14 protein-coding genes are annotated in these 20158 nt (G+C 62.5%); 3 read left to right on the forward strand and 11 right to left on the reverse strand.

Annotated elements, in window-relative coordinates; translation table 11 throughout:
* Positions 1-55 precede the first annotated feature (55 nt).
* Positions 56-3343, forward strand: a complete 3288-nt coding sequence (locus LPB072_RS06450; RefSeq protein ID WP_082877032.1) for an error-prone DNA polymerase — start codon at positions 56-58, stop codon at positions 3341-3343.
* A gap of 267 nt (positions 3344-3610) precedes the next feature.
* Here LPB072_RS06450 and LPB072_RS06455 read toward each other — a convergent pair whose 3' ends face one another.
* The 4 genes from LPB072_RS06455 to LPB072_RS06470 form a co-directional block, all read right to left on the reverse strand.
* Complete coding sequence (locus LPB072_RS06455) at positions 3611-4792, reverse strand: histidine phosphatase family protein (protein WP_066092932.1); 1182 nt, start codon at positions 4790-4792, stop codon at positions 3611-3613.
* Positions 4789-7095 (reverse strand): gluzincin family metallopeptidase, encoded by a 2307-nt coding sequence (locus tag LPB072_RS06460; protein WP_066092935.1) that lies wholly within the window; start codon positions 7093-7095, stop codon positions 4789-4791. The genes LPB072_RS06455 and LPB072_RS06460 overlap by 4 nt, the downstream gene beginning before the upstream one ends.
* 17 nt (positions 7096-7112) lie before the next feature.
* A complete protein-coding gene (locus LPB072_RS06465) occupies positions 7113-10082 on the reverse strand; it encodes a hypothetical protein (RefSeq protein WP_066092938.1) in 2970 nt (989 codons plus the stop codon).
* Between the two features lie 820 nt (positions 10083-10902).
* Complete coding sequence (locus tag LPB072_RS06470; protein ID WP_066092941.1) at positions 10903-11604, reverse strand: molybdate ABC transporter substrate-binding protein; 702 nt, start codon at positions 11602-11604, stop codon at positions 10903-10905.
* 181 nt (positions 11605-11785) lie between these two features.
* Here LPB072_RS06470 and LPB072_RS06475 point away from each other — a divergent pair, with 181 nt between their 5' ends.
* A complete protein-coding gene (locus tag LPB072_RS06475) occupies positions 11786-12634 on the forward strand; it encodes a plasmid replication/partition related protein (protein WP_066092944.1) in 849 nt (282 codons plus the stop codon).
* An 85-nt stretch (positions 12635-12719) separates the two neighbouring features.
* Here LPB072_RS06475 and LPB072_RS06480 read toward each other — a convergent pair whose 3' ends face one another.
* The 7 genes from LPB072_RS06480 to LPB072_RS06510 all read right to left on the reverse strand — a co-directional run bounded on the left by LPB072_RS06480 (position 12720) and on the right by LPB072_RS06510 (position 17443).
* Positions 12720-13262 carry a DUF4148 domain-containing protein gene (locus tag LPB072_RS06480; RefSeq protein WP_157559242.1) on the reverse strand — a complete coding sequence of 181 codons (543 nt, stop codon included), beginning with the start codon at positions 13260-13262 and terminating at the stop codon, positions 12720-12722.
* A 357-nt stretch (positions 13263-13619) separates the two neighbouring features.
* A complete protein-coding gene (locus tag LPB072_RS06485; RefSeq protein ID WP_157559243.1) occupies positions 13620-14150 on the reverse strand; it encodes a DUF4148 domain-containing protein in 531 nt (176 codons plus the stop codon).
* Between the two features lie 199 nt (positions 14151-14349).
* Positions 14350-14811: a YccF domain-containing protein gene (locus tag LPB072_RS06490; RefSeq protein ID WP_066093601.1), complete on the reverse strand. Its 462-nt coding sequence runs from the start codon at positions 14809-14811 to the stop codon at positions 14350-14352.
* Between the two features lie 62 nt (positions 14812-14873).
* Positions 14874-15590 (reverse strand): anti-sigma factor, encoded by a 717-nt coding sequence (locus tag LPB072_RS06495; protein ID WP_066092958.1) that lies wholly within the window; start codon positions 15588-15590, stop codon positions 14874-14876.
* Positions 15587-16198 carry a sigma-70 family RNA polymerase sigma factor gene (locus tag LPB072_RS06500; protein ID WP_082877034.1) on the reverse strand — a complete coding sequence of 204 codons (612 nt, stop codon included), beginning with the start codon at positions 16196-16198 and terminating at the stop codon, positions 15587-15589. Before LPB072_RS06500 ends, LPB072_RS06495 begins: the two co-directional genes overlap by 4 nt.
* A gap of 38 nt (positions 16199-16236) precedes the next feature.
* Positions 16237-16785, reverse strand: coding sequence for a DUF3455 domain-containing protein (locus tag LPB072_RS06505; RefSeq protein ID WP_066092961.1), 549 nt, complete (start codon positions 16783-16785; stop codon positions 16237-16239).
* 172 nt (positions 16786-16957) lie between these two features.
* Entirely contained in the window at positions 16958-17443 is a 486-nt protein-coding gene (locus LPB072_RS06510; protein ID WP_066092963.1) for an EVE domain-containing protein, read from the reverse strand.
* Between the two features lie 188 nt (positions 17444-17631).
* Between LPB072_RS06510 and LPB072_RS06515 the strand changes: the two genes are divergently transcribed.
* Positions 17632-20082 (forward strand): DNA internalization-related competence protein ComEC/Rec2, encoded by a 2451-nt coding sequence (locus tag LPB072_RS06515; RefSeq protein ID WP_066093607.1) that lies wholly within the window; start codon positions 17632-17634, stop codon positions 20080-20082.
* Positions 20083-20158 lie beyond the last annotated feature (76 nt).

Consider the following 20158-nt stretch of genomic DNA (forward strand, 5'->3'; position numbering starts at 1 on the left):
CTGAGCGTCCATTTCATCCGTCTCCCAAAGGGGCCGCCGACCCTGGTGACTTCCCATGACGCCACAACCCCTTGGCATCCCGCCCTACGCCGAGCTGCGGTGTCTCTCCAACTTCAGCTTCCTGCGCGGCGCGAGCCGCCCTGAGGAACTGGTGGAGCGGGCCAAGGCGCTGGACTACACGGCCTTGGCGTTGACCGACGAGTGCTCGCTGGCCGGCATCGTGCGTGCGCATGTGGCGGCGAAAGAGCAGGGGTTGAAGCTGCTGGTGGGCAGCCAGTTCAAGGTGCAATGCTCGCACCCGTTCACGCTGGTGGTGATCGCGACCAACCTCAACGGCTATGGCAACCTGTGCGAGTTCATCACGCGCCTGCGCCGCAGTGCCGCCAAGGGTACTTACCGGTTGGACCTCGGCGGGATCGATCCGAAAAAGCTCGTCGACTGCCTGGTGATCGCCGTGCCCGACCGCGCGAGTACACAAGCTCAGATGGATGAAACGGCCCGCTGGCTGCTGGCGCAGTTCACCGGCCGCTGCTGGCTGGGCGCGGAGCAGCTGCGCAAACTCGACGACGAAATGCTGTTGCACCAGTTGCGCCAGAGCAGCGCGCTCACGGCGGTGCCGCTGGTGGCCGTGGGCGATGTGCACATGCACCTGCGCTCGCGCAAACCGCTGCAAGACGTGCTCACCGCCACGCGCGTGGGCAAGCCGCTCACCGAGTGTGGCTACGCGCTGGAGCCCAACGCCGAGCAGCGCCTGCGCTCGCGCCTGGCGCTGGCCCAGATCTACCCGGACGACCTGATGCGCGAGACGCTGCGTGTGGCCGAGCGCTGCGATTTTTCGCTTGACGAGCTGAGCTACCAATACCCCGGCGAAGTGGTGCCCGAGGGCGAAACACCCGCCAGCTACTTGCGGCGCATCGCCTACGAAGGCGCGGGCTGGCGCTGGCCGGCGGGCATCTCGGCCAAGGCGCACGATCAGATCGAATACGAGCTGGCGCTGATCACCGAGCTGAACTACGAACACTATTTTTTGACCGTGTACGACATCGTGGCCTTCGCCCGCTCGCAAGGCATCCTGTGCCAGGGGCGCGGCTCGGCGGCCAACAGCGTGGTCTGTTATTGCCTGGGCATCACCGAGGTTGACCCCGCGCGCACCTCGGTGTTGTTCGAGCGCTTCATCTCCAAAGAGCGCAACGAGCCGCCCGACATCGATGTCGACTTTGAACACGAACGGCGCGAAGAAGTCATCCAGTACCTGTACCGCAAATACGGCCGCGAGCGCGCCGCGCTCACCGCTGCCGTCATCAGCTACCAGCCTCGCAGCACCATCCGCGATGTGGGCAAGGCGCTGGGTTTTGAGGAGAGCACGCTCAGCGCGCTGGCCAAAGGCCATTGGTGGTGGGACGGCAAAACCATCGCCGTTGAGCGCCTGATCGAAGTGGGCCTCAATCCCGATGACCTCGCCGTGCGCCAGCTCATTCGCCTCTCCGCCCAGCTCATGGGTTTTCCGCGCCACCTCTCGCAACACACCGGTGGTTTCGTTCTCACGCGCGGGCCACTCTCGCGTCTGGTGCCGATTGAAAACGCCAGCATGGCCGACCGCACCGTGATCGAGTGGGACAAAGACGATCTCGACGCCATGGGCCTGTTGAAGGTGGACGTGCTGGCGCTGGGCATGTTGACCGCGCTGCGCAAGTCGCTGGATTTCATCAGCGCGCGCAAAGGTTATGTGTTCCAGATGCAGGACATCCCGGCCGAAGACGAGGCCACCTACGACATGATCTGCGCCGCCGACACCGTGGGCGTGTTCCAGATCGAGAGCCGTGCGCAAATGAGCATGCTGCCGCGCCTGCGCCCGCGCTGCTTTTACGACCTGGTGATCGAGGTGGCGCTGGTGCGCCCCGGGCCTATTCAAGGCGGCGCGGTGCACCCCTACCTCAACCGCCGCCAGGGCAAAGAGCCCATCACCTACCCCAAGGCGCTCGACGCCGCGCTGGAGCGCACGCTGGGCGTGCCCGTGTTCCAGGAGCAATGCATGCAGATCGCCATCATCGCGGCCGGCTTCACGCCCGGTGAGGCCGATGGTCTGCGCCGCGCCATGGCCGCCTGGAAACGCAAAGGTGGCCTGGGCAAATACGAGCGGCGCCTGATCGACGGCATGACCGAGCGCGGTTACGAGCCCGAATTTGCCAAAGCCGTGTTCGAGCAGGTCAAAGGCTTCTCCAGTTACGGCTTCCCCGAAAGCCATGCGGCGAGTTTTGCTTTGCTGGTTTACGCCAGCTGCTGGATCAAACACCACCACCCCGCCGAGTTCCTCGCCGCCATGCTCAACAGCCAGCCGCTGGGGTTCTACACGCCCAGCCAGTTGGTGCAAGACGCGAAGCGGCATGGCGTGGAAGTGAGGCGAGTGGATGTGATGGTGAGCGATGAAGATTGCACGCTGGAGGAGGTTTTTGAAGCGGATGCCTTCGAAGAAGACGCTGGACTCCATCACTCGCGCTCCCTCAATTCCGCTCACCCTGAGCCTGTCGAAGGGCCTACACACAAGCCAGGATTTGCACAAAGGCTTCAATCCTTCGACCAGCTCAGGACAGGCCAAACACAGCCCGAACGGATCGTTTGCGAAGATCGCCCGCAAGTGTTCGCCGTGCGCCTCGGCCTGCGCATGGTCAGTGGCCTCAAAAGCGAAGCCATCCAGCGCATCATGGCCGCGCGTCGCGAGCGGCCTTTTGATAGCGCGGACGACCTAGCGAGAAGAGCAAGCCTTGAGCAAGGCGACATGAAGCAACTCGCCGCCGCCGACGCCCTGCAATCCCTGAGCGGCCACCGCCGCCAACAGGTGTGGGATGCAGCCGCCTTAAAAAGCGCACCCATCCTGCTCAAAGATGCGCCTGTGGACGAAGACTGGCTGGCCCTGAAAGAAGCGCCCGAAGGCGAAGCCATCGTGTGGGACTACGCCAGCCTCGGCCTCACCCTTCGCCGCCACCCGCTGGCGCTGCTGCGCCCGCAACTGACCAAGCGCCGCTTGCAAGCCGCAGAAGAACTGATGGCCTGCCCCAACGGCCGCCCGGTGCGCACCTGCGGCATCGTCACCGTGCGCCAGCAGCCTGGCACGGCGCACGGCGTGGTCTTCGTCACCCTGGAAGACGAAACCGGCACCGTGCAGGTGATCATCTGGCGCGCCTTGCGAGAACGCTTTCAGCAGGCGTTGCTGGGTGCGCGGTTATTGGCCGTGCGCGGCGTGTGGCAGCGCGAAGGGGATGTGGGCAACCTGATCGCCGGACACCTGGAAGATCTCACGCCCTTATTGGGAAGGCTGGCCACGGGGAGCCGGGATTTTCATTGAAGGTTGCTGTTCATTGGCGGGCCCGTCGCATGCCATCCATGCGGTCAAAAACATCCTCGAAAACCACCGGTTTCAATAAGCCTTGTGTGCCCCATGAATCGCCGCCTGTCTGAGGTGGCGAGTTACACAGCGCAGTTGCTCAAGGGGCATGGATACCAGCCGGCTTCAATGATTGATCGAAAGCTCGATGCCCAAGGGTCAGCGTTCTTCAGCGAAGTTGGGACGCGTGCGCAATAGATGGATCGTTTGGCAGAACGTGGCGCCCCATCAGAATCTCAGCGGCAGCACACGCATGGCGCCCGAAGCAAATCGGGTGACCACGATCAGGTGGTCCAGATCGCGGTCGTAAATCACCGGGAAAGGCTTCGCGCCCAGCTGGCGGACCAAATCACGCAACTCGTCATTCGATGCGGCCACCACCAAGGTGTCTTGCGGGTGCGAGGCGATCAGTTGGCTGCTGAAACCGGTCATGTCGGCCGCGTTAAAGCCCGTCACCTCAAGCCCGAGCGTGTTGGCCAACGGGGTCACCAACGGGTTGGTTGCCGCACTGGCATAGATGCTTGATACGCCCGCCTTGCGTGCGGCGTGCAGCAACGCTTGCGGCAACGCACCGCCGGCCGAAGCGTTCGTTCCAACCAGCAACAGCGTCATCGCGTGGCGGTCATTCTTGCTGACATCCGGAGCGCTGTCGGCCGCATATTGCAGGTTCATTGCGCTGGTGGTGCCGCCAGCCACGCTCACGACGTACAGGTTGTCAAAGTCGGCGATGGATGCGGTGGGCAAAGCGGCACCGAAGGCATTGGCGACCGTCGCCATGGTGTTGCTGTGGGCAGCGACCAGCACCACGTCACCGGCATGCTGGGCGAGCACTTCGGAAGCCAGGGCTGCGGGCGAACTGTACAGCTGTGTGGGCAGGCGAAAAGCGGCTGCCAGCGGGGCAACGGTGTCGCGTGTGCGCGTGGCGCTGGTGGCATAAATCGCCGTCAGGCCCGAACGCAACAGAGCCTCGCGCAACGCTTGCGCGCGCGCCTGGCCTGCCGTGCTCAGCGGCTCGGTCGACGCATTGGAGTTCGGATTCAGTTTTTCGCCATGGCGCACGATCAAAACGGTGGTCACCTGCGGTGGACGCAGAAAAAAGTTGCCGACGCCCATGGTGTTGGGGTTGACCACAAAGAAGCCCGGCGCGCTGCTGTAGTCTTCGTAGCCTGGGTGGCTCGCCAGCGCGTAGTAGCGCCCGGCTGCGAGCGAGATGCGGTAGCGGCCGCTGGCGTTCGTGGTGGTGCCGAAACTGGCGCTGCCGTCCTCCTTGACGAAGGTCAGCGCCACATTGGCGATGGCTGGGCCCACGGGTTGCTCGAATGCGCCGCCCTGCTTGCCAGTGGCACAGCCTTGCAGCAACGACAGAAACAAGGCCACCGAGGCGATGGCGCGTGTGTGGAAAAATTTCATGGACGTTCCTTCACCACACGGACCTCAAGCGCCACACCACCCACAATGCGGCCGCTCTTTCGGTGGCGTTGCACCAGATGAATGGTGTGCACAGAGCCGGGCTTGGCCTCTGGGTGGGCCTGTACCAACATGCCTGCATTGCGCTGGCTGAATGCCGGGAGTTCGATGGGTGTGATCGTTTTGGCCGAAACAGGCAGCGCCAGTTGCCAGGAGTCGCCGAAGCGCTGACCCACCAGGTCGGGTGTGTGCGAACCCAGCATCTGGCCATTGCTGTTGAGGCCCAGGCCGATATGGCCGCCGCATTCGAGCTCAATGCCATGTCTGGTTGCTGTAGGCCTGAAGACCTCGGGGTGGAAAGGTTTCAGCTTTTTTTGTGCGGTGCGGCCGAAGAAGCCTTTGTCTCGCTGCAGCAAGCTGATCTCAAGTTCGGACGAACTTTCGGGTCGCCATACCTCGAGATCGAAACCGCCGACCAGGCGCTGAATGCGGTTGTTGAGAACGACCGGAAGAATCATGAACTCACCGAGCACCAGGTCGACCACCGTGAGGTTTTTTTGGGCCAGGTTGTTGTGCTCCCACACATGGGTCCCCCCGGGTGGCGGGTCGCCGCGGGTGAGCACGGATGCAAGCAGGCAGGTGTGTGTGCCAGCCGGTGGCACAAGGTGGTTCGGCCAGCGAGCCTTGACAATGCGGCTGGCGCCAGGGGCGAGGTCGAACTCGGCGCGTGCCGCCATGCAAGGCAGGAAGTCGTCGGGGAAAGAGAACTGGGTGCCTGCGAACCCGCGGGCATGAAAGCTCACCATGAAGTGTTGCGCCGAACCGGTGGTGGACCGGTTGCGCACCCGTGCGTGGAACCAGTTGTCTTGCCCGTATTCGGGTGATTGGTGGGTGGTTCCGCCATCATCCTGGGTGCGTATCCACAGGTCGGGTGAGTTCCAGAATGTGCCGGCCCAGAAATCGGCGCCCAGGTGGCCGGGATCGTCGCGCAGCCACAGGTCTGGGGGGCTGGTGCCGTCGCTCAGGCCATAGACGAAACGATGAAAAGCATCGACCACGCCCGTGTTGCCGCTGTGACAAAGGAGGAACTCTTCGATCATCTGCGTGGAGACGGGCTGACCTTTGTAGGTCTGGTAGAGCTGAGCCATGAGGCTGTTCAAAGGGGCCACACCCAGTAGCGCTGCCATGCCCTGCCAGAAGCGCGAACCGTCGCTGTAGGCGTTGCCGGTGGTGTGGCGCTGCCATGGGTCGCGTGAGCAGAGCAACACGGGTGCATCGCCGAAGTCGAACGCCAGGGCATCGTCGGCACCGCTGTCGTGGAAACTGGTCCAGCCTTCGTCCCACCAGCCATCGGCCTGCGATGCCGGTTTGATACCCCGCGCGTACCAGCTGTGGAATGCTTCATGGGGCAAGGCGCCGACCGAGGTGGTGGTGCCACCTTCGTACTCCATGCCGCCTGAGCCGTTGAAGAAGGCGGTGAAGCGATTGCCGTGGGCATATCCGCCGTAGTGGCTTTCGTTGTCGGCCAGCAGTGTGGCGATGTTTGTGATCTGCGTGGAGAGGTTCACGCTGCTGCTGCTTGGGGCCCAGGTGTCTATGGTGAGGTTGGTGCCCGAGACGGGCAGCACCGTGTTGCCGCTCTGGTGCAGCAAGGTGTCGGCGGCGCGAATCTCCAGCATGGGTGACAGCGCCGTGAAATGCGCCGGAAAGGCGACGTGCCAATGGTTGCTGCCGAGCACGGTGACTGTGCCGTTGGTGATCACCTGGTTTGCCGCCACCGTACCGGTGAGGCTGATCTCAAGGCTGATCGCGAACTGGTCAAAGACCAGATTGGCCGGTAGCCAGGCTTCGGCATAGCGCGCGCGGTTGAGATCCGACAAGCCCAATACGAAGCGCAACCGGGGTCCCGCCAGCCAGTCAAGCGCAGGCAGGTAGCTGCCACCCAGTTGCGAGTTGGGCACGGCCAACGGGTACTGCACACGCAGGGTGTGCACACTGCCGGCGGCTTGTACGCTCTCGATTACCCGCAGGTCGGTGAAACCGGCCGTGCCGAAGGCGTGATGAGCCAACTGCGCGACCGGGAACACCGCGCCGTCGAGCCAGGCCGCCGAAGGGGACTGGCGCAGGTCGAAGATGGGGTTGCCAGCGTTTGGCCCGAGCTCATAGGTGATGGTGGCATCGGCCAGCGCCGTTTGCGTCGTTGCGTTGAAGCTGAACACCGCGTTGATGGCCGAGATGTCGATGGGCGCAGCGAGCAGCCCATCGACGGTCTTGACCGGTGGTGCGAGGTGGAAGTTGGTGGCCATGTGCGTGCCATCAAAAGTCAGTCGCAACCACAGCCGTTGTCGAGTTCGATATCGACCGACACCTTTTTGACACAGACCTTCTTCACCTTCGTGCCATCACCTATCTTCAGACAGTCAAGCAGGTCTTGCGCAGCGCCGGCGCAGTCTTTCCGGCCGGGCTGCTTGCCGCCGGATACCGTCTTGAGGTTGGGGTCGATGTAGTAGCTCATGCCGCCCATCAGGATGCCGTTGGCCAGCACATCCACCGAAATCAGTCGATCGGTCGCGCCCAGGATATCGGCCTTGGTGAACTCGGAACCGGGTTGCAGTTCCATGTGCACCTTGCGTTTCTCTCCTGCGTTGAGGGAGAACCCGTTGGTGGGAATGTCGGTGAATTTGAGCTTCCAGCCTTTGGCTTCGAGCACCGCCGGCAGGCTCGCCTGCAAAACCATCTTGGCCCGCTTGTTCAGGTTGTTGCCCGCCATGAAGAAGGCGCCGTTCAGCGAGGCCATCAAGGTCTCTCCCCCGCTTTCGCCAGGCAACACACTCACATTGCGCTGGCCCACGTTGTTGTCGTGCGGCACCAGGCGCCACTCCTGTACGGTCTCGGTGGCCGTGAAGTTGTCGACGTTGCTGGGGTCTCCTGCCACCGAAGCGATCATCAGCACGCAGTCGTGGCCGTAGGCGTTGATATTGGGCTCCCATTCAAAGGGGCCCACGGTGACCTCAGCGGTATTGTTGCCAGCGAGGCTGGCGATGGACAAACCGCCCACCGGATTCATTTCAACGAAGTCGGTCGGCCAGGTGAGGCCTGCGCCAGGCAGCGAGTGATAGGCACGCACGGTCACGTTGGTCGCGGTGTTCGCCCCGCGGTTTTTCACCTTGCCATACATGTAGTTGGTCTGGTCGTCGATGGCGTTCTGGTGGCCTGTCAACCCGTCGGCTGCGTTGCGGTTCCACATCGACTGGTTGCGCCAGTGGACGTGTTGGTACTGGTACTCACCGGCACGACCATCGTCAATATAGATGTCAACGAGTGGCGGAGCGCCCTCCGTGGTCACGAGCGCTGGCGCACCGGCGGGCTGGTAGCTGCCTTGCTTCTCGAAGGCCCAGCGAATCACCTTGTTGTAGGCGCCGCCCGAGAGACCTTCGCTGGTCCAGTTTTCAAGGTCGGTGTCTTGCATTTCTTCGCACCACACCTCAGGGTCGTTGGGGTTGGTGGCGGCGGTCAGGTTGGCCGTGGTGCGCAGAATCAGGTAAGTGGTCAGGCGGGAGGCGAACTGTCGGCGCCCCAGGCTGTCGGCGTCGCCGCCCACTGAGCGGTAGATGCGGAAGTGGCAGGTGGCCAGGATTTCTTCGCTGCGGTAACGACCGTCGTCGTTGGAGCCGCCCCAGGCCCAGTCGCTGACCGCCCGGTCAAAGCGTCGTGTGATTGTGGGGTGGAAGGGTGCGTAGTCAAATCGGTCGGGCACGGTGCGCAATGCCGATTCGGGGTCGTTCTGAATGGCCGCCAGGCCGTCGCCGTGGCTGTGAGCGAACCCCAGGTTGCCGCTGCCCACGTGGTCACCCAGCGCGCCATGGCCTCCCATTTCGTGCCAGTGCACGTAGGGGTCCACTGAGCGCCCAAGCGGGTTGGCCGTGTCACTCAGATCACAGAGGCAGTAGCCCATAAAGCTTGTGCCACCGCTGCCATTGGGCGACCAGAATGCGTTGATCTCCACGCCATCGGCTGTGCCAAAGCTGGCGCGGTGATCCACCGGGATCGGGAATGTGGTGCCGTCGAAATAGTCTTCGACCACAAAGCCCAGATCGGCGATGGTGCGAAAGAGCTGCGTCTGATGGTAGTAGGCGTTGACAGCAGCAAAGTCGTTGGTGCGTGGATTGAAATCGAAGTCGGTGCCCGCAGCCACCGTGGGTGCCGCGATATTGGGAGCATCCTGTTCTTCGATCGAAACGTACAGGCCGCGCAGGCTCTGAGTACCGCCTGAAGGTGGGTCGAGATCGGGCAGCAGTTCATCGAAATCGTGATCGTCGAGAACGGAGTTGGGTTGGTTGGCCGTCACCGTGAGATCGCCGCTTGAGTTGATCGGATCGCGCTTGAACACCAGGCCGTTGACACCGCAGGTCATGCACTCGATATAGAGGATAGAGGCCGTTTCGATTTCGACCAGAATCAGCCAGACCAGGCCTGAGCCAGCACGGCCCTGCCTGAAGATCATTTCGCCCACGAGATATGCCCGCTCGGGCTTGATCTTGTCGTTGACCGGCGGGATATCGAGCAAAGGAATTTCGCTCGCCTCACCCGGCATGGGGTCTTTCTGGTCAGATATGGGAGACGGCTTGCCAGCGTAGCGCTTGCGCGGGTCGTACTTGTAGATGAAAAATTTTCCGCTGAGCAGTTGTGGGGCGTTGTCGGCGACAGCCTTTGCGCCTTTGCTCTTGGCGGGTGCCGCAGGTGCATTGATGATCTTGCGAACGATCTCGGATGTCTCGGCCTCAGCGCTCTCGCCAATGTTCTCAAAACCTGCGGCGAGCAGCGCTTTGCGTGCGGCGGTCTGGCGAAAAATGGCTGCATAGCGATCGATCAGTTTTTGATCGGGCAGCTTGCCTTGCAGGTTGTCTTCGCTGTTGTTGGTGGAGCCGACCACCCGGTTGGGATTTTTCTTGATCTTGACCGAGAGCCCTTTGCGCCACACCGGGGTGTTGAGGTAGGTTTGGTGGTAGCCGATCGTGGTGGAGTCGAACAGATGTTTTTCTTCGATGAGGTGGTATTCGACTTCCTGCTCGCGCGGGTCCAGGAAAGACACCTTCTTGTTCAGGTTGTTCAGCTGTGCCTTCGGGATCTGCAACGCGTCAGCCCATTCGTTCAGGTAGACCTGCGCCGAGATGCGTGGCACGTTGTCTTCGCTTAGCCAGTATTCCTGACTGTGCCGCAGGTGCCGCGTTTTCTTCGCAGCATCCACCGATACATAGGCCTTGAGAGCGGTTCTGTAAAAGGTGTTGATCATGACGAGCTCCTGTGCTTGAAGTGGTCAAATCAGTGTAGGTATCCCTATGAAAAATGGCTTCCCCAAGGCAGGGGAAATTGCATCGGCTCGGGCGTCTTTTTTGTAAGAAGGCGCTACAAGCCGTCGCTGGGTTTCATACAGCGAGGCAGACCGGTTCAGATGCGAGAAAGCACCACGAAACGCCAGGCGGGCGGGTGGGATGCTGTGAGCAGAACGTCTGGTCGGGTGCTGTCTTTGAAACGGATGGGGGCGAAGAAAACACCCTGCGCCAGTGTTGACCCCTTGCTACCCCATCGTCGATCAGGCGTTGAAGCGCTTGCACGCAAGCCAGCGTGGGTACGGCAAAGGCTTTGACCACTGAGCGGGCTCTGGTGCCCGTGCTGCTTGAGAAGAGGGGCGCGGCGATGGGGCCATGGTTTGAGACGGCGTAACCACGGGTCTCACCTTGTCTCGCCAATTGCAACCCGCTGGAGTTTTGTCATGGCGGACGCCTCTTGGGTGTTGAGGACCCGCCCCCCAACGCTGCGCAAGCAAGCAAGCAAGCAAGCAAGCAGGCAGGCAGGCAGGTTCACATGAGTTGCCCTTCCTTCTTGCAGTCGGGGCAGAGATCACCCGCCCAGGCTGAAGTGGTGGTGGCGTCGTTTCTGTCGGAGCAGAGCTTGGCGCGGGTGTCACACACCCACTGGCGCGGCACCAGGGAAGGGATTTTGCGTCATGCCTTGTTTACCTGCGCGCCTTGCGCGTCACGGGCAGTCGCCGCAACCTGCAGGCGCGAACAGGACTCTGCCAGGGCTGAACACAGCCGGCAGGGTCAAGCCACTCAAGCTTCGAAGCCAATCTCCACGCGCAGCGGTGCAGCGTCGGCGCCGATCAGCTTGCTGATGAATTGCGTTGCCAGCTCGGGCTTCTTCGAGCTTGTGGTCACGGCCACGCTGTAGATGGTTGAGAGGCCCAGCTTGCCTGGCAGAAGACCTGCGACGACCACATCTGGCGCAAAACGGATTTCGGTGGTCTGGATGCAGCCCAGCAAGCCTTTGCCTTTGCCTTTGGCCAGCGCGGCCAACGCGTCTTCGCTGTTGGGGAAGGTGTGCAGCCGCGTCTTTAGCTCGTCTTCGTCTATGCCCAGCTTTCTGAGCACCCGAAGGATGTGGGCGCCAGCGGTGGACAGTTTGGGATCGGGGATGTAGATGCCTTCCGCAGCCAGCAAGGCTGCCTCAAAAGCATCGGTGGATCCGATATCGGGTACCTGGTCTCCCTTGCGCACGGCAACCCCGGTTTTGACCACGCCCAGAATGCGGGCACTGCCTGCGACCACGTGGCCGTCTTGCTCCAGCTGCGTGATTTGCGCATCGGTCAATGCAACCAGGTCGGCCGCTTCGCCGTCGGTAAAACCGTCTTCGATTGTCCCCACAGCGTCGAACACGTATTCGACCTCGCAGCCTGTCTCTGAGAGGAACGAGTCGTGGAGTTGGGCGACCAACCCCTGAAGGGCACCGCCGCTGAGCATTTTTATTTTTGGCATAACCCCCATTTTGCCTTGTTAGGTGAGGCTTTTTGCTGAGCGGTTCCAACTTTGTCTGCAACAGAGGCTTGGTGGTAGCAAGCGAAACTGCCTGGGGCCGCAACGCAGAGCTCGAATAGGGGCCGGTTTTGTGGAGGCCACTACAATTTCCGGCCCCCTCCATACCGAGAGACAGATTGTCATGAATATCACCGTCAGCCCCGAGCTGAAAGCCTATATTGATCCCTTGACGCTCGACGAGCACGCTGCGTTGGAGCGCAGTCTGCTGGCCGAGGGCTGCCGCGATGCGCTGGTGTTGTGGGGCGACGTTCTGGTGGATGGGCACAACCGCTATGGCATTTGCCAGAAACATGGCTTGCCCTTTCAGACGGTGCAAAACACCCGCTTTCAGTCGATGGAAGATGTGTATCTCTGGATGATCGACCAGCACCTTGGGCGCCGCAGTGTGTCTGACTTTCAGCGCGGTGTATTGGCCTTGCGCAAACGCGAGATCCTGGCCGAGCGACGAGGACAGGCTGCATCGGCCGAGTCTTCGGAGTTGCCGGATGGCGAGGCAACGCAATCGCTGCCTGCTGACCAGTCCGCTGCCAAGCCTTTGCACAGCCGGGAAGACATCGCCAAGGCCGCGCGTCTGAGCAGCAGCCAGGTGGTGCAGATCGAGAAGATTCAGAAGCAGGCAGCCCCGGAGCTGGTGGAGGCCTTGAAAGCGGGGGCGGTGTCGCTCAATGCGGCGGCTGCGGTGGCTTCGTTGCCAGAGGAAGAGCAGAGGGCTGCGGTTATCGCGGGAAAAGACGAACTCAAGCAGGCGGCCAAGCGGGTGCGTGAGGCGCGGCGTCGACCCGCCGAAGCATCAGCGGGAACGGAGGATACCGCCGAGGGACCAGATGGCGCCAGATCCGCCTCGGTCGACGAGCTCTCATCGTTGCGAGGTCAGGTGGCTGCCTTGCAGGCGGAAAACGCTTCGTTGCGTGAGCAGGTGGCTGCGTTGCGCGAACGCTTGGGAGAACCGGCTGCCCGAAGCACGGGCTGAAAAATGGCTGCCCTCAGCCGTGCCACGCAAAAGGCCCCGAGGCCATCGCGAAGCCCCGGGGTTTTTGTCGGTGAGAGGTAACGCGTCAGTTCAAGCGCGTGGTGGTTGAAATCTCACCCAAACCCAGCAGCGATGCCTCGTTGTCACGCTTGGCTGGGAAGTTGCCGGGGTACAGATCGCGGTAAGTGGCTCCGCTCATGTTGTTGGCAATCAAGGTGCCATTGCGGCGCGCCTCTGCCAATTCGGCTTGCACTTGGGCACGGGTCACGGTTGTTTTGGCTTGCTTGGCGGGGTAAAGGCCGGGGTGCAGGTCGCGGTAGGTGGCTCCGTTCATGTTGTTGGCAATCAAAGTGCCGTTGCTGCGGGCTTCTGCCAGTTCAGCCTGAACCTGGGCGCGGGTCATGCTGGTGGCCGCTTGCCTGGCAGGGTATTGGCCGGGATTCAGATCGCGGAAGGTTGCGCCGTTCATGTTGTTGGCGATCAGGGTGCCATCGCGTTGGGCTTGCAGCAACTCGGCATGCACCTGGGCGCGGGTCTTGCCGTTCATGTCGGAGGCGAAGGCTGCGGTGCTGCCGGCCGCGGCTGCGGTGAGGGAGAGGGCGATGAGGGCGATGCGTGTGGTTTTCATGGTGGTGATTCCTTTGACGGTGGTTGATGATTGGCGAGAAGCTTGGCTTTTCGCTGGGGACACACCGACTACGCGTTCCGTTGGCGATTGGATTCAACTTTTTGAACATGCCGTCAAAAAGTGATGCCATTTGGGCAGGCCAGCGTGCTTTCGGGTGGAGGTCGGCTGGTCGCCGCTGACGGTTGTGGCTGAAGAATTGCGCATTCGAAGACTGCGCCAGCTCTGAGCGGTCCAAGCATTGGCCCGTCGGCTGTTGCGGGATCGTGCGTCTGCGTCGTGGCGCGTGCAATCGCGCGGGCGAAAAAAATCCCCTTGAGCCTCTGGATCGGCCTCAAGGGGTTGTGGGGCGTGTGCGAATCAGTTCATTCGCGTTGCGTTTGGCAGGGGTGCCAGGCCGAGCATGGCCGCGCCTGCATCGTTCATCGTGGGGTAGCGGCTGGGGAAGAGGTCACGGTAGGTGGCGCCCGATTGACCGTTGGCGATCAAGGTGCCGTTTCGCTGTGCCTGGATCAACTCTGCGCGCACTTGCTCGCGGGTGACCGTCGATGCCATGTCCGTTGGGTATTGGTTCGGGTACAGGTCTCGGTAGGTGGCTCCTGATCGGGCGTTGGCGATCTGCGTGCCTTGCTGGTGCGCTTCAACCAGTTCGGCCCGGACCTGGGCCCGGGTGGTGTTCGAAGCGGTGGCTGCAGGGTAGCGACCGGGGTACATCTGGCGGAAGGTCGTCCCTGTTTCGCTGTTGGCGATGAGGGTGCCTTCTTGTTGCGCTTCAAAGAACTCAGCCCGCACCTGTTCGCGGGTTTTGGCGGTCGTGTCGCTTGCGAGGGCTGAGCCAGTGGCTGCGGCGGTCATGGAGAGAGCCAGCATGGCGATGCGGGCGTTTTTCATGGGGGTTTCCTTCAATGGTTGATCAAAACCCTTCACCAGTGCTTTCGGGCTGCGGTGAAGGCATGAATCAACTGTATGCAGGGCGGTTGCAGTGTGGTGTCGGACAAGCTCAAGCGCCTGTGTCAGACGGGGCTTACAACTTGAAGGTGTGCGGTTGTTGAGCGGTTTGCTCGGGTGTGATGCCCGCGCCAGACGGGACTCAGCGGATTGCCCGGCCGGCAGCAACGCGGTCTTGCGCGTTGTGCGCGCGCGAGGCTTGGGCCACCTCTTTTGACACAATGGTCTGGCCGATCGGGGCCAGGGCGATGCCGGCGAGCTTCAGGTGTTGCAGGGCAAAAGGAATGCCGATGATGGTCAGTGCGAGCGTGACCGCCGAAATCACGTGGCCTATCGCCAGCCAGACGCCCGCAAAGACAAACCAGATGATGTTGCCGACGGTGCCGAAGGGGCTGGTGCCGATGTCGCCTTGCCGGGTCAGTTCCTTGCGGCTGATGGCTTCCTGGCCAAAGGGGAAGAACGCGAATTTGCCGATCACGAAACAGGCGCGGCCCCAGGGCGCGCCGACGATGGTGAGGAAGGCCAGCGCGCCAACCAGCCACCAGCCCAGCCCCATGAGGACGCCGCCGAGAATGAACCACAAAAAATTGCCGATGGCGGTCATGCGTTGCTCCTTGGGTGTTTGGGCGGACCTGGCGGCCTGACGGTCGCCAGGATCCGCGATCCTCAAATCATTTTGACCGAACGGCCGATGTAGAGCACCGGACCGGTAGGACGACCGGTGGGCGAGCCGGTCTCGGGCTCCAGGGTGATCTCGAAGAGCTGGTTGGCCTGGATTGCGGGCAATTGCTCCAGCGATACATCCAGAGGTTGGCCGGGCTTGACCAGGCCCAATGACACGGGCGCGTTCCAGCCGTCTGCCTTGGTCCAGAACTGCAGGGCGCGCTGCTCGGGCACCGCGGTTTGCACCAGGGGCACGAGTTTGAGGCGTTTGTCGGTGCTGGCCTGGATGACCCAGCCGGGCGCGGTGGCGTTGGGCGCGACCAGCACGACCATGTATTTCGGCTGCACCGGGCTCACGAGACCGGCCAACGGCGCGACGGCCATGACCGCTGCGGCGGCAAAGCTGGCGCCGGCAGCAAAGCGCCAGAACGCCAGGCTGCTCCACCAACCGGCCCACCAGGCGGGCTTGGGCACCTGGGGCCTCACGACCGGGACCGGCTCCGGCGGCAGGGACCGCTCGATGCGTTGCCAGAGGTTGGCCGCGGGCTCAACAGGTTCGGCCAGCTCGGCGATCGGAGCCAGCCGGTCTTCCCATGCTTGAACGGCTTCGCGCAGGGCGGTGTCGGTCGGCAGGCGGGCTTGTACCCGGGCGCGCTGGGCGGCCGAAAGCGTGCCGAGCACGTAGTCGGCGGCGAGTTGTTGCAGGGTGTCGAGGCTCATGCCATGCACTCCTTGAGCGAGGCCACGCCGCGGCGTATCCAGGCCTTGACCGAGCCCAGCGGGGCGTTGAGCCGCTCGGCGATCTCGGCGTGGGTGCAGCCATCGATGTAGGCGAACAGCACGCAGTTGCGCTTGGCCACATCGAGGCGGCTCATGCAGTCGTCCAGGCGGCCCAGGGTGGAGCGGCGTTCAAAGGCATCGAGCATGTCGGCGCTTTCGGGCGGGTCGCCCGCTTCGAGCAGGGCGTCCATGGTTTCTTCTTCGACCGACACGGTGCGGGCGCTCGAGCGGACGGCATCCAGCGCGCCATGGCGCACGATGCTGCACATCCAGCCCCGGCCTTCGCCGCGAAGCGGGTCGAAGCTGGCGGCTTTGTTCCAGATGTTGACGAACGCGTCCTGCAAGACGTCTTCAGCCGCGGCGTTGTCGCGCACAATGCGCAATGCCACGCCCATCAGAAAGCGGCATTCGCGTTCATACAGCTGCTGCAAAGCACTGCGCTGGCCTTGTGCGCAGGCTTGGAGCAAGGCGTTGTGATCGAAAGGTTGGAGCGGTTGTGAAGACAATTGCGAAGGGCGCGCAACCCCGGTCAGGAACAGAGTGAACATGATCTTAGCCGAGGTCGAACCGCGCCCGGCGTGCGGAATTAGGACGCTTTGTAGAAGACGTAGTCGGCCTGGTAGTTCACGATGAGCTTGGCATCGACGTTGGCCGCGCCGCAGTCGGACTTGGGCGCCACGCCGCCTTTGGTCGCCGATCGTTGCACGTAGGTCACGCCGGTCATGGCACCAGCGCCCATGGCCGGGTTGGCTTGCACCAGCTGGAACGGGATGTTGCCATCGCCGCCGGGTGCCACGGCGAGTTGCTTGCCGTCAAATTTAGAGCCATCCATGGCTTCCCAGGTTGCTGGAGGGCCGTAGTACTTGCCGACTTGCTTGCCGCTGCGGTCGAGCAGCTTGGCATCCGGGCCGGCGAAGACCCACGCGTATTTGTCGGCCATGTCCTTGTCGGCGCGACACTGGTAGGTGATTTCACCCACGCCCACGGTTTCCATGGCGACCTTGTGGCCGGCCGGTACTTTGACCGCTTCAGGCAGTTTGTCTTGTGAAAACACCTTGGTGTTGCCGGATCCGGCGGCGCAGGCCATGAGGGTGACGGAAGCGGCGGCAGCGGTCAAAGCAGATTTGAAGAACATGGAAGACTCCTTGGTACAGGTTGAATGGACAGCGACGTTGTGTGCGTCACTGCCTGTACTAGGGTCGAGCGGCCGATTTGGATGCAGTTGGCACGAAATATTTTTCAAAAAATTTTCGCCGCTTGTTTTTGAGCCACCCTGTCGAGGCTGCGCATGGGCTTTCCGCGTTGGCTCAGCGGCCCGCCATTTTTTCGGTGATGAAGCGCCAATGGGCCTCGCTGACCGGCGTGATCGACAGCCGGCTGCCGCGCTGCAGCACCACCATGTCGGTCAGCTCGGGGGTGGCCCGCATCTCGGGCAGGCCGATGAGGCGGGTTTTCTTGAGCGCTTGCACATCCCGCAGCAGCCAGCGCGGTTTGTCGGCCGGTGACTTGGGATCGAAGTAAGGAGAAGACGGGTCGAACTGGGTCGGGTCGGGCCGGGTGTCTGACGCCACGCGCGCGATGCCGGCGATGCCGGGTTCAGGGCAACTGGAGTGGTAGAACAAAACGCCATCGCCAACCTGCATCGCATCGCGCATGAAGTTGCGTGCCTGGTAGTTGCGCACACCGGTCCACGCCACAGTAGCGCCTGGTGCCTGGAGCGCATCGTCTATCGAGCATTCCCCGGGCTCTGACTTCATCAGCCAATGGTGTCTGGCGGTGGAGGGGTGGGTCATGTCAGCAGTTTACCCAGGGCGGTTTTCTATTGGACATAATGCTTTTCAAAAGCGTGAAATCGCGCATGCGTTTTTTCGAAGCGCAGGACAGGGAGTACAAAAATGAAGATCGACATCGCGTCGGTGGTGGCGCGCGCCCGTGCGCGGTGCACCGGCTTGCCTGGTCGCCTGGCGGTGGGCGGTTAGGCATGGGCTTTGCTGTTGTGGCCGCTTGGCTGGGTTGGGTGATGGGCGTGGCCCTGCAACTGGAGCAGGCCGCGCTGTATCCAGCGCAGGTGTATGGCGCCGTTTTTGCCGCCGGCGTTGTGATGGCATGGCTGGCTTGGCGCTGGAACTCAACCGCCGCCAGCGCTATCGGCCGCTGCTTGCTTCTGGGGGCCACGGGTCTTTGTCTGGCATGGGGCCAAACCGGGTGGCGCTCGGTCATGTATGCGCAGCAAGCCTTGGCACCGGCACTTCAAGGGGTGGATATTGAACTTCAAGGCCGCGTGGCTTCGTTGCCGCAGCAGGGTGACGACAGTTTGCGTTTTGAGATGGACGTGGATTCAGCGCTGCAATCTGAGCGGCAAGTGAAGTTGCCCGGGCATTTGCAACTGGTTTGGTATCAACGAGGCAAGGGCCCGGCATCGAATGGCGCCTGGCCCTTGATTCGCGCAGGCGAGCGCTGGCGATTGACAGTGCGTTTACGCATCCCTCACAGCACATCAAACCCCCATGGTTTTGATCGCGAGCGCTGGTGGTGGGAGCAGGGCATCGGGGCGGTTGGTTATGTGCGTGACGGGCCTCGCTATGCGTCTGCCGAACGCATCGGCGCAGCACCTTTTTATCTTGTGGATCACTGGCGAGGGCTGGTGCGCGACCGGATCTTCAACCGCATTCATGACCCACGCACCGCTGGCCTGCTGGCGGCGCTGGTGGTGGGCGATCAAAGCGCCATAGACAGCGACGACTGGACGCTGTTTCGGACCACGGGCGTGGCCCACTTGGTGAGCATTTCGGGTTTGCATGTGACGCTGTTTGCCTGGGTGGCTGTGCTGGGCGTGGGATTTATGTGGCGCAGACTTTCGCGCTGGTGGCCTGCGCTGGCGTTGTGGATGCCGGCCCAACAGGCTGCGGGATGGGGTGGCCTGGTTCTGGCGTTCGGCTACGCGGTTTTTGCGGGCTGGGGTGTGCCTGCGCAACGAACGGTATTGATGTTGGCCTTGTTCCTGGGCCTCCGATTGATGGGGCGCCAGTGGCCCTGGCCCTTGGTATGGGGCGCGGCTCTGGCGGCGGTGTTGTTGCTGGATCCCTGGGCTTGGTTGCAGGCGGGTTTCTGGCTGAGTTTCGTGGCGGTTGCGATCCTCTTTGCGGCGTTGCCACAAAAACCGCAGGGCGATTTGAAGCAGGCAGGCTCCCAGCCCGTCTGGCGGTCGTTCAAGGCGCTGTGGAAATTGCTGCGCGAGCAAGCGACTGTGACCTTGGCCCTGGCCCCGCTTTCGTTGTTGCTGTTTGGCCAGGTGTCAGTGGTGGGCTTGTTGGCCAATTTGCTGGCCATTCCCTGGGTCACACTGGTGCTGACGCCTTTGGCTCTGGTGGGTGTGGCGGTGCCCTGGTTCTGGGATGGTGCGGCATTGGCGGCAGAAGGCTTGATGGCGTGGCTTGGATGGTTGGCGCAATGGCCGTGGGCAGCGGTGTTTCGCCCTGTGCCTCCGTTGTGGATGGGCATGGCGGCGGCGTTGGGCGCGCTGTTGCTGGTGATGCCTTGGCCTAGATCGGTGCGTTTCTTGGGTCTGGTGTTTGTTTGGCCCGTGCTGGCATGGGTGCCGCCGAGACCGGCGCCAGGCGAGTTTGAAGTGGTGGCGCTGGATGTGGGCCAAGGCAGCGCGATTGTGGTTCGCACGGCGGGTCACAGCTTGCTGTTTGACACGGGGCCCCGTTATGGCCCGAGCGCCGATGCAGGGCGCACCATTGTGGTGCCAGTATTGCGGGCCTTGGGAGAAGTGCCCGATACGGTGATGGTGAGCCACCGAGATAGCGACCACGCGGGTGGAGCGGCTTCGGTTCGGGCGGCCTGGCCGGGCGCCCGTTGGCTGGATTCGTTTGGTAAAGATGTGTCTGAGCGGTGTCTGGCTGGGCAGCAATGGCGCTGGGACGGGGTGCTGTTCGAGGTGTTGCATCCCGGACCGGAACACTTCGATGACCAAGGAACGGGTCGACTGTCCAGCAACGCCATGTCGTGCACGCTGCGGGTGAGCAACGGTCGCGAGGCCGCGTGGCTCAGTGGGGATCTTGATGCTGCCCGGGAGACGCGCCTGGCGGTGGACAGACCCGATTTGAGGGCGAGCCTGCTGGTGGCGCCGCACCATGGCAGCCGCACTTCCAGCAGCCCGGTGTTGCTCAATACATTGTTGCCAAGCTGGGTGTTGGTGCAGGCGGGTTACCGCAATCGGTTTGGCCACCCCGCTCCCCAAATTCTGGCTCGCTACCGGGTACGCGGCATTCGATGGGTGGCGTCGCCTGCCTGTGGAGCGGCAACCTGGCGGAGTCAGGACCCGAAGGAGGTGGTGTGCCACCGGGAGCTGAGCCGGCGCTATTGGCACCATGTCCTGCCACGCTCCGATGAGGCACTCAGGCCGGGGCGCGACGGGGGTGGATGATCATTTTTTTCGCCTTCAATACTTGCCCTATCACTTTGGCTCGCTCCTTGCTATATGCTGATAACAGGAGACCTCA

The organism is Hydrogenophaga crassostreae, assembly GCF_001761385.1.
Lineage (GTDB): Bacteria > Pseudomonadota > Gammaproteobacteria > Burkholderiales > Burkholderiaceae_C > Hydrogenophaga > Hydrogenophaga crassostreae.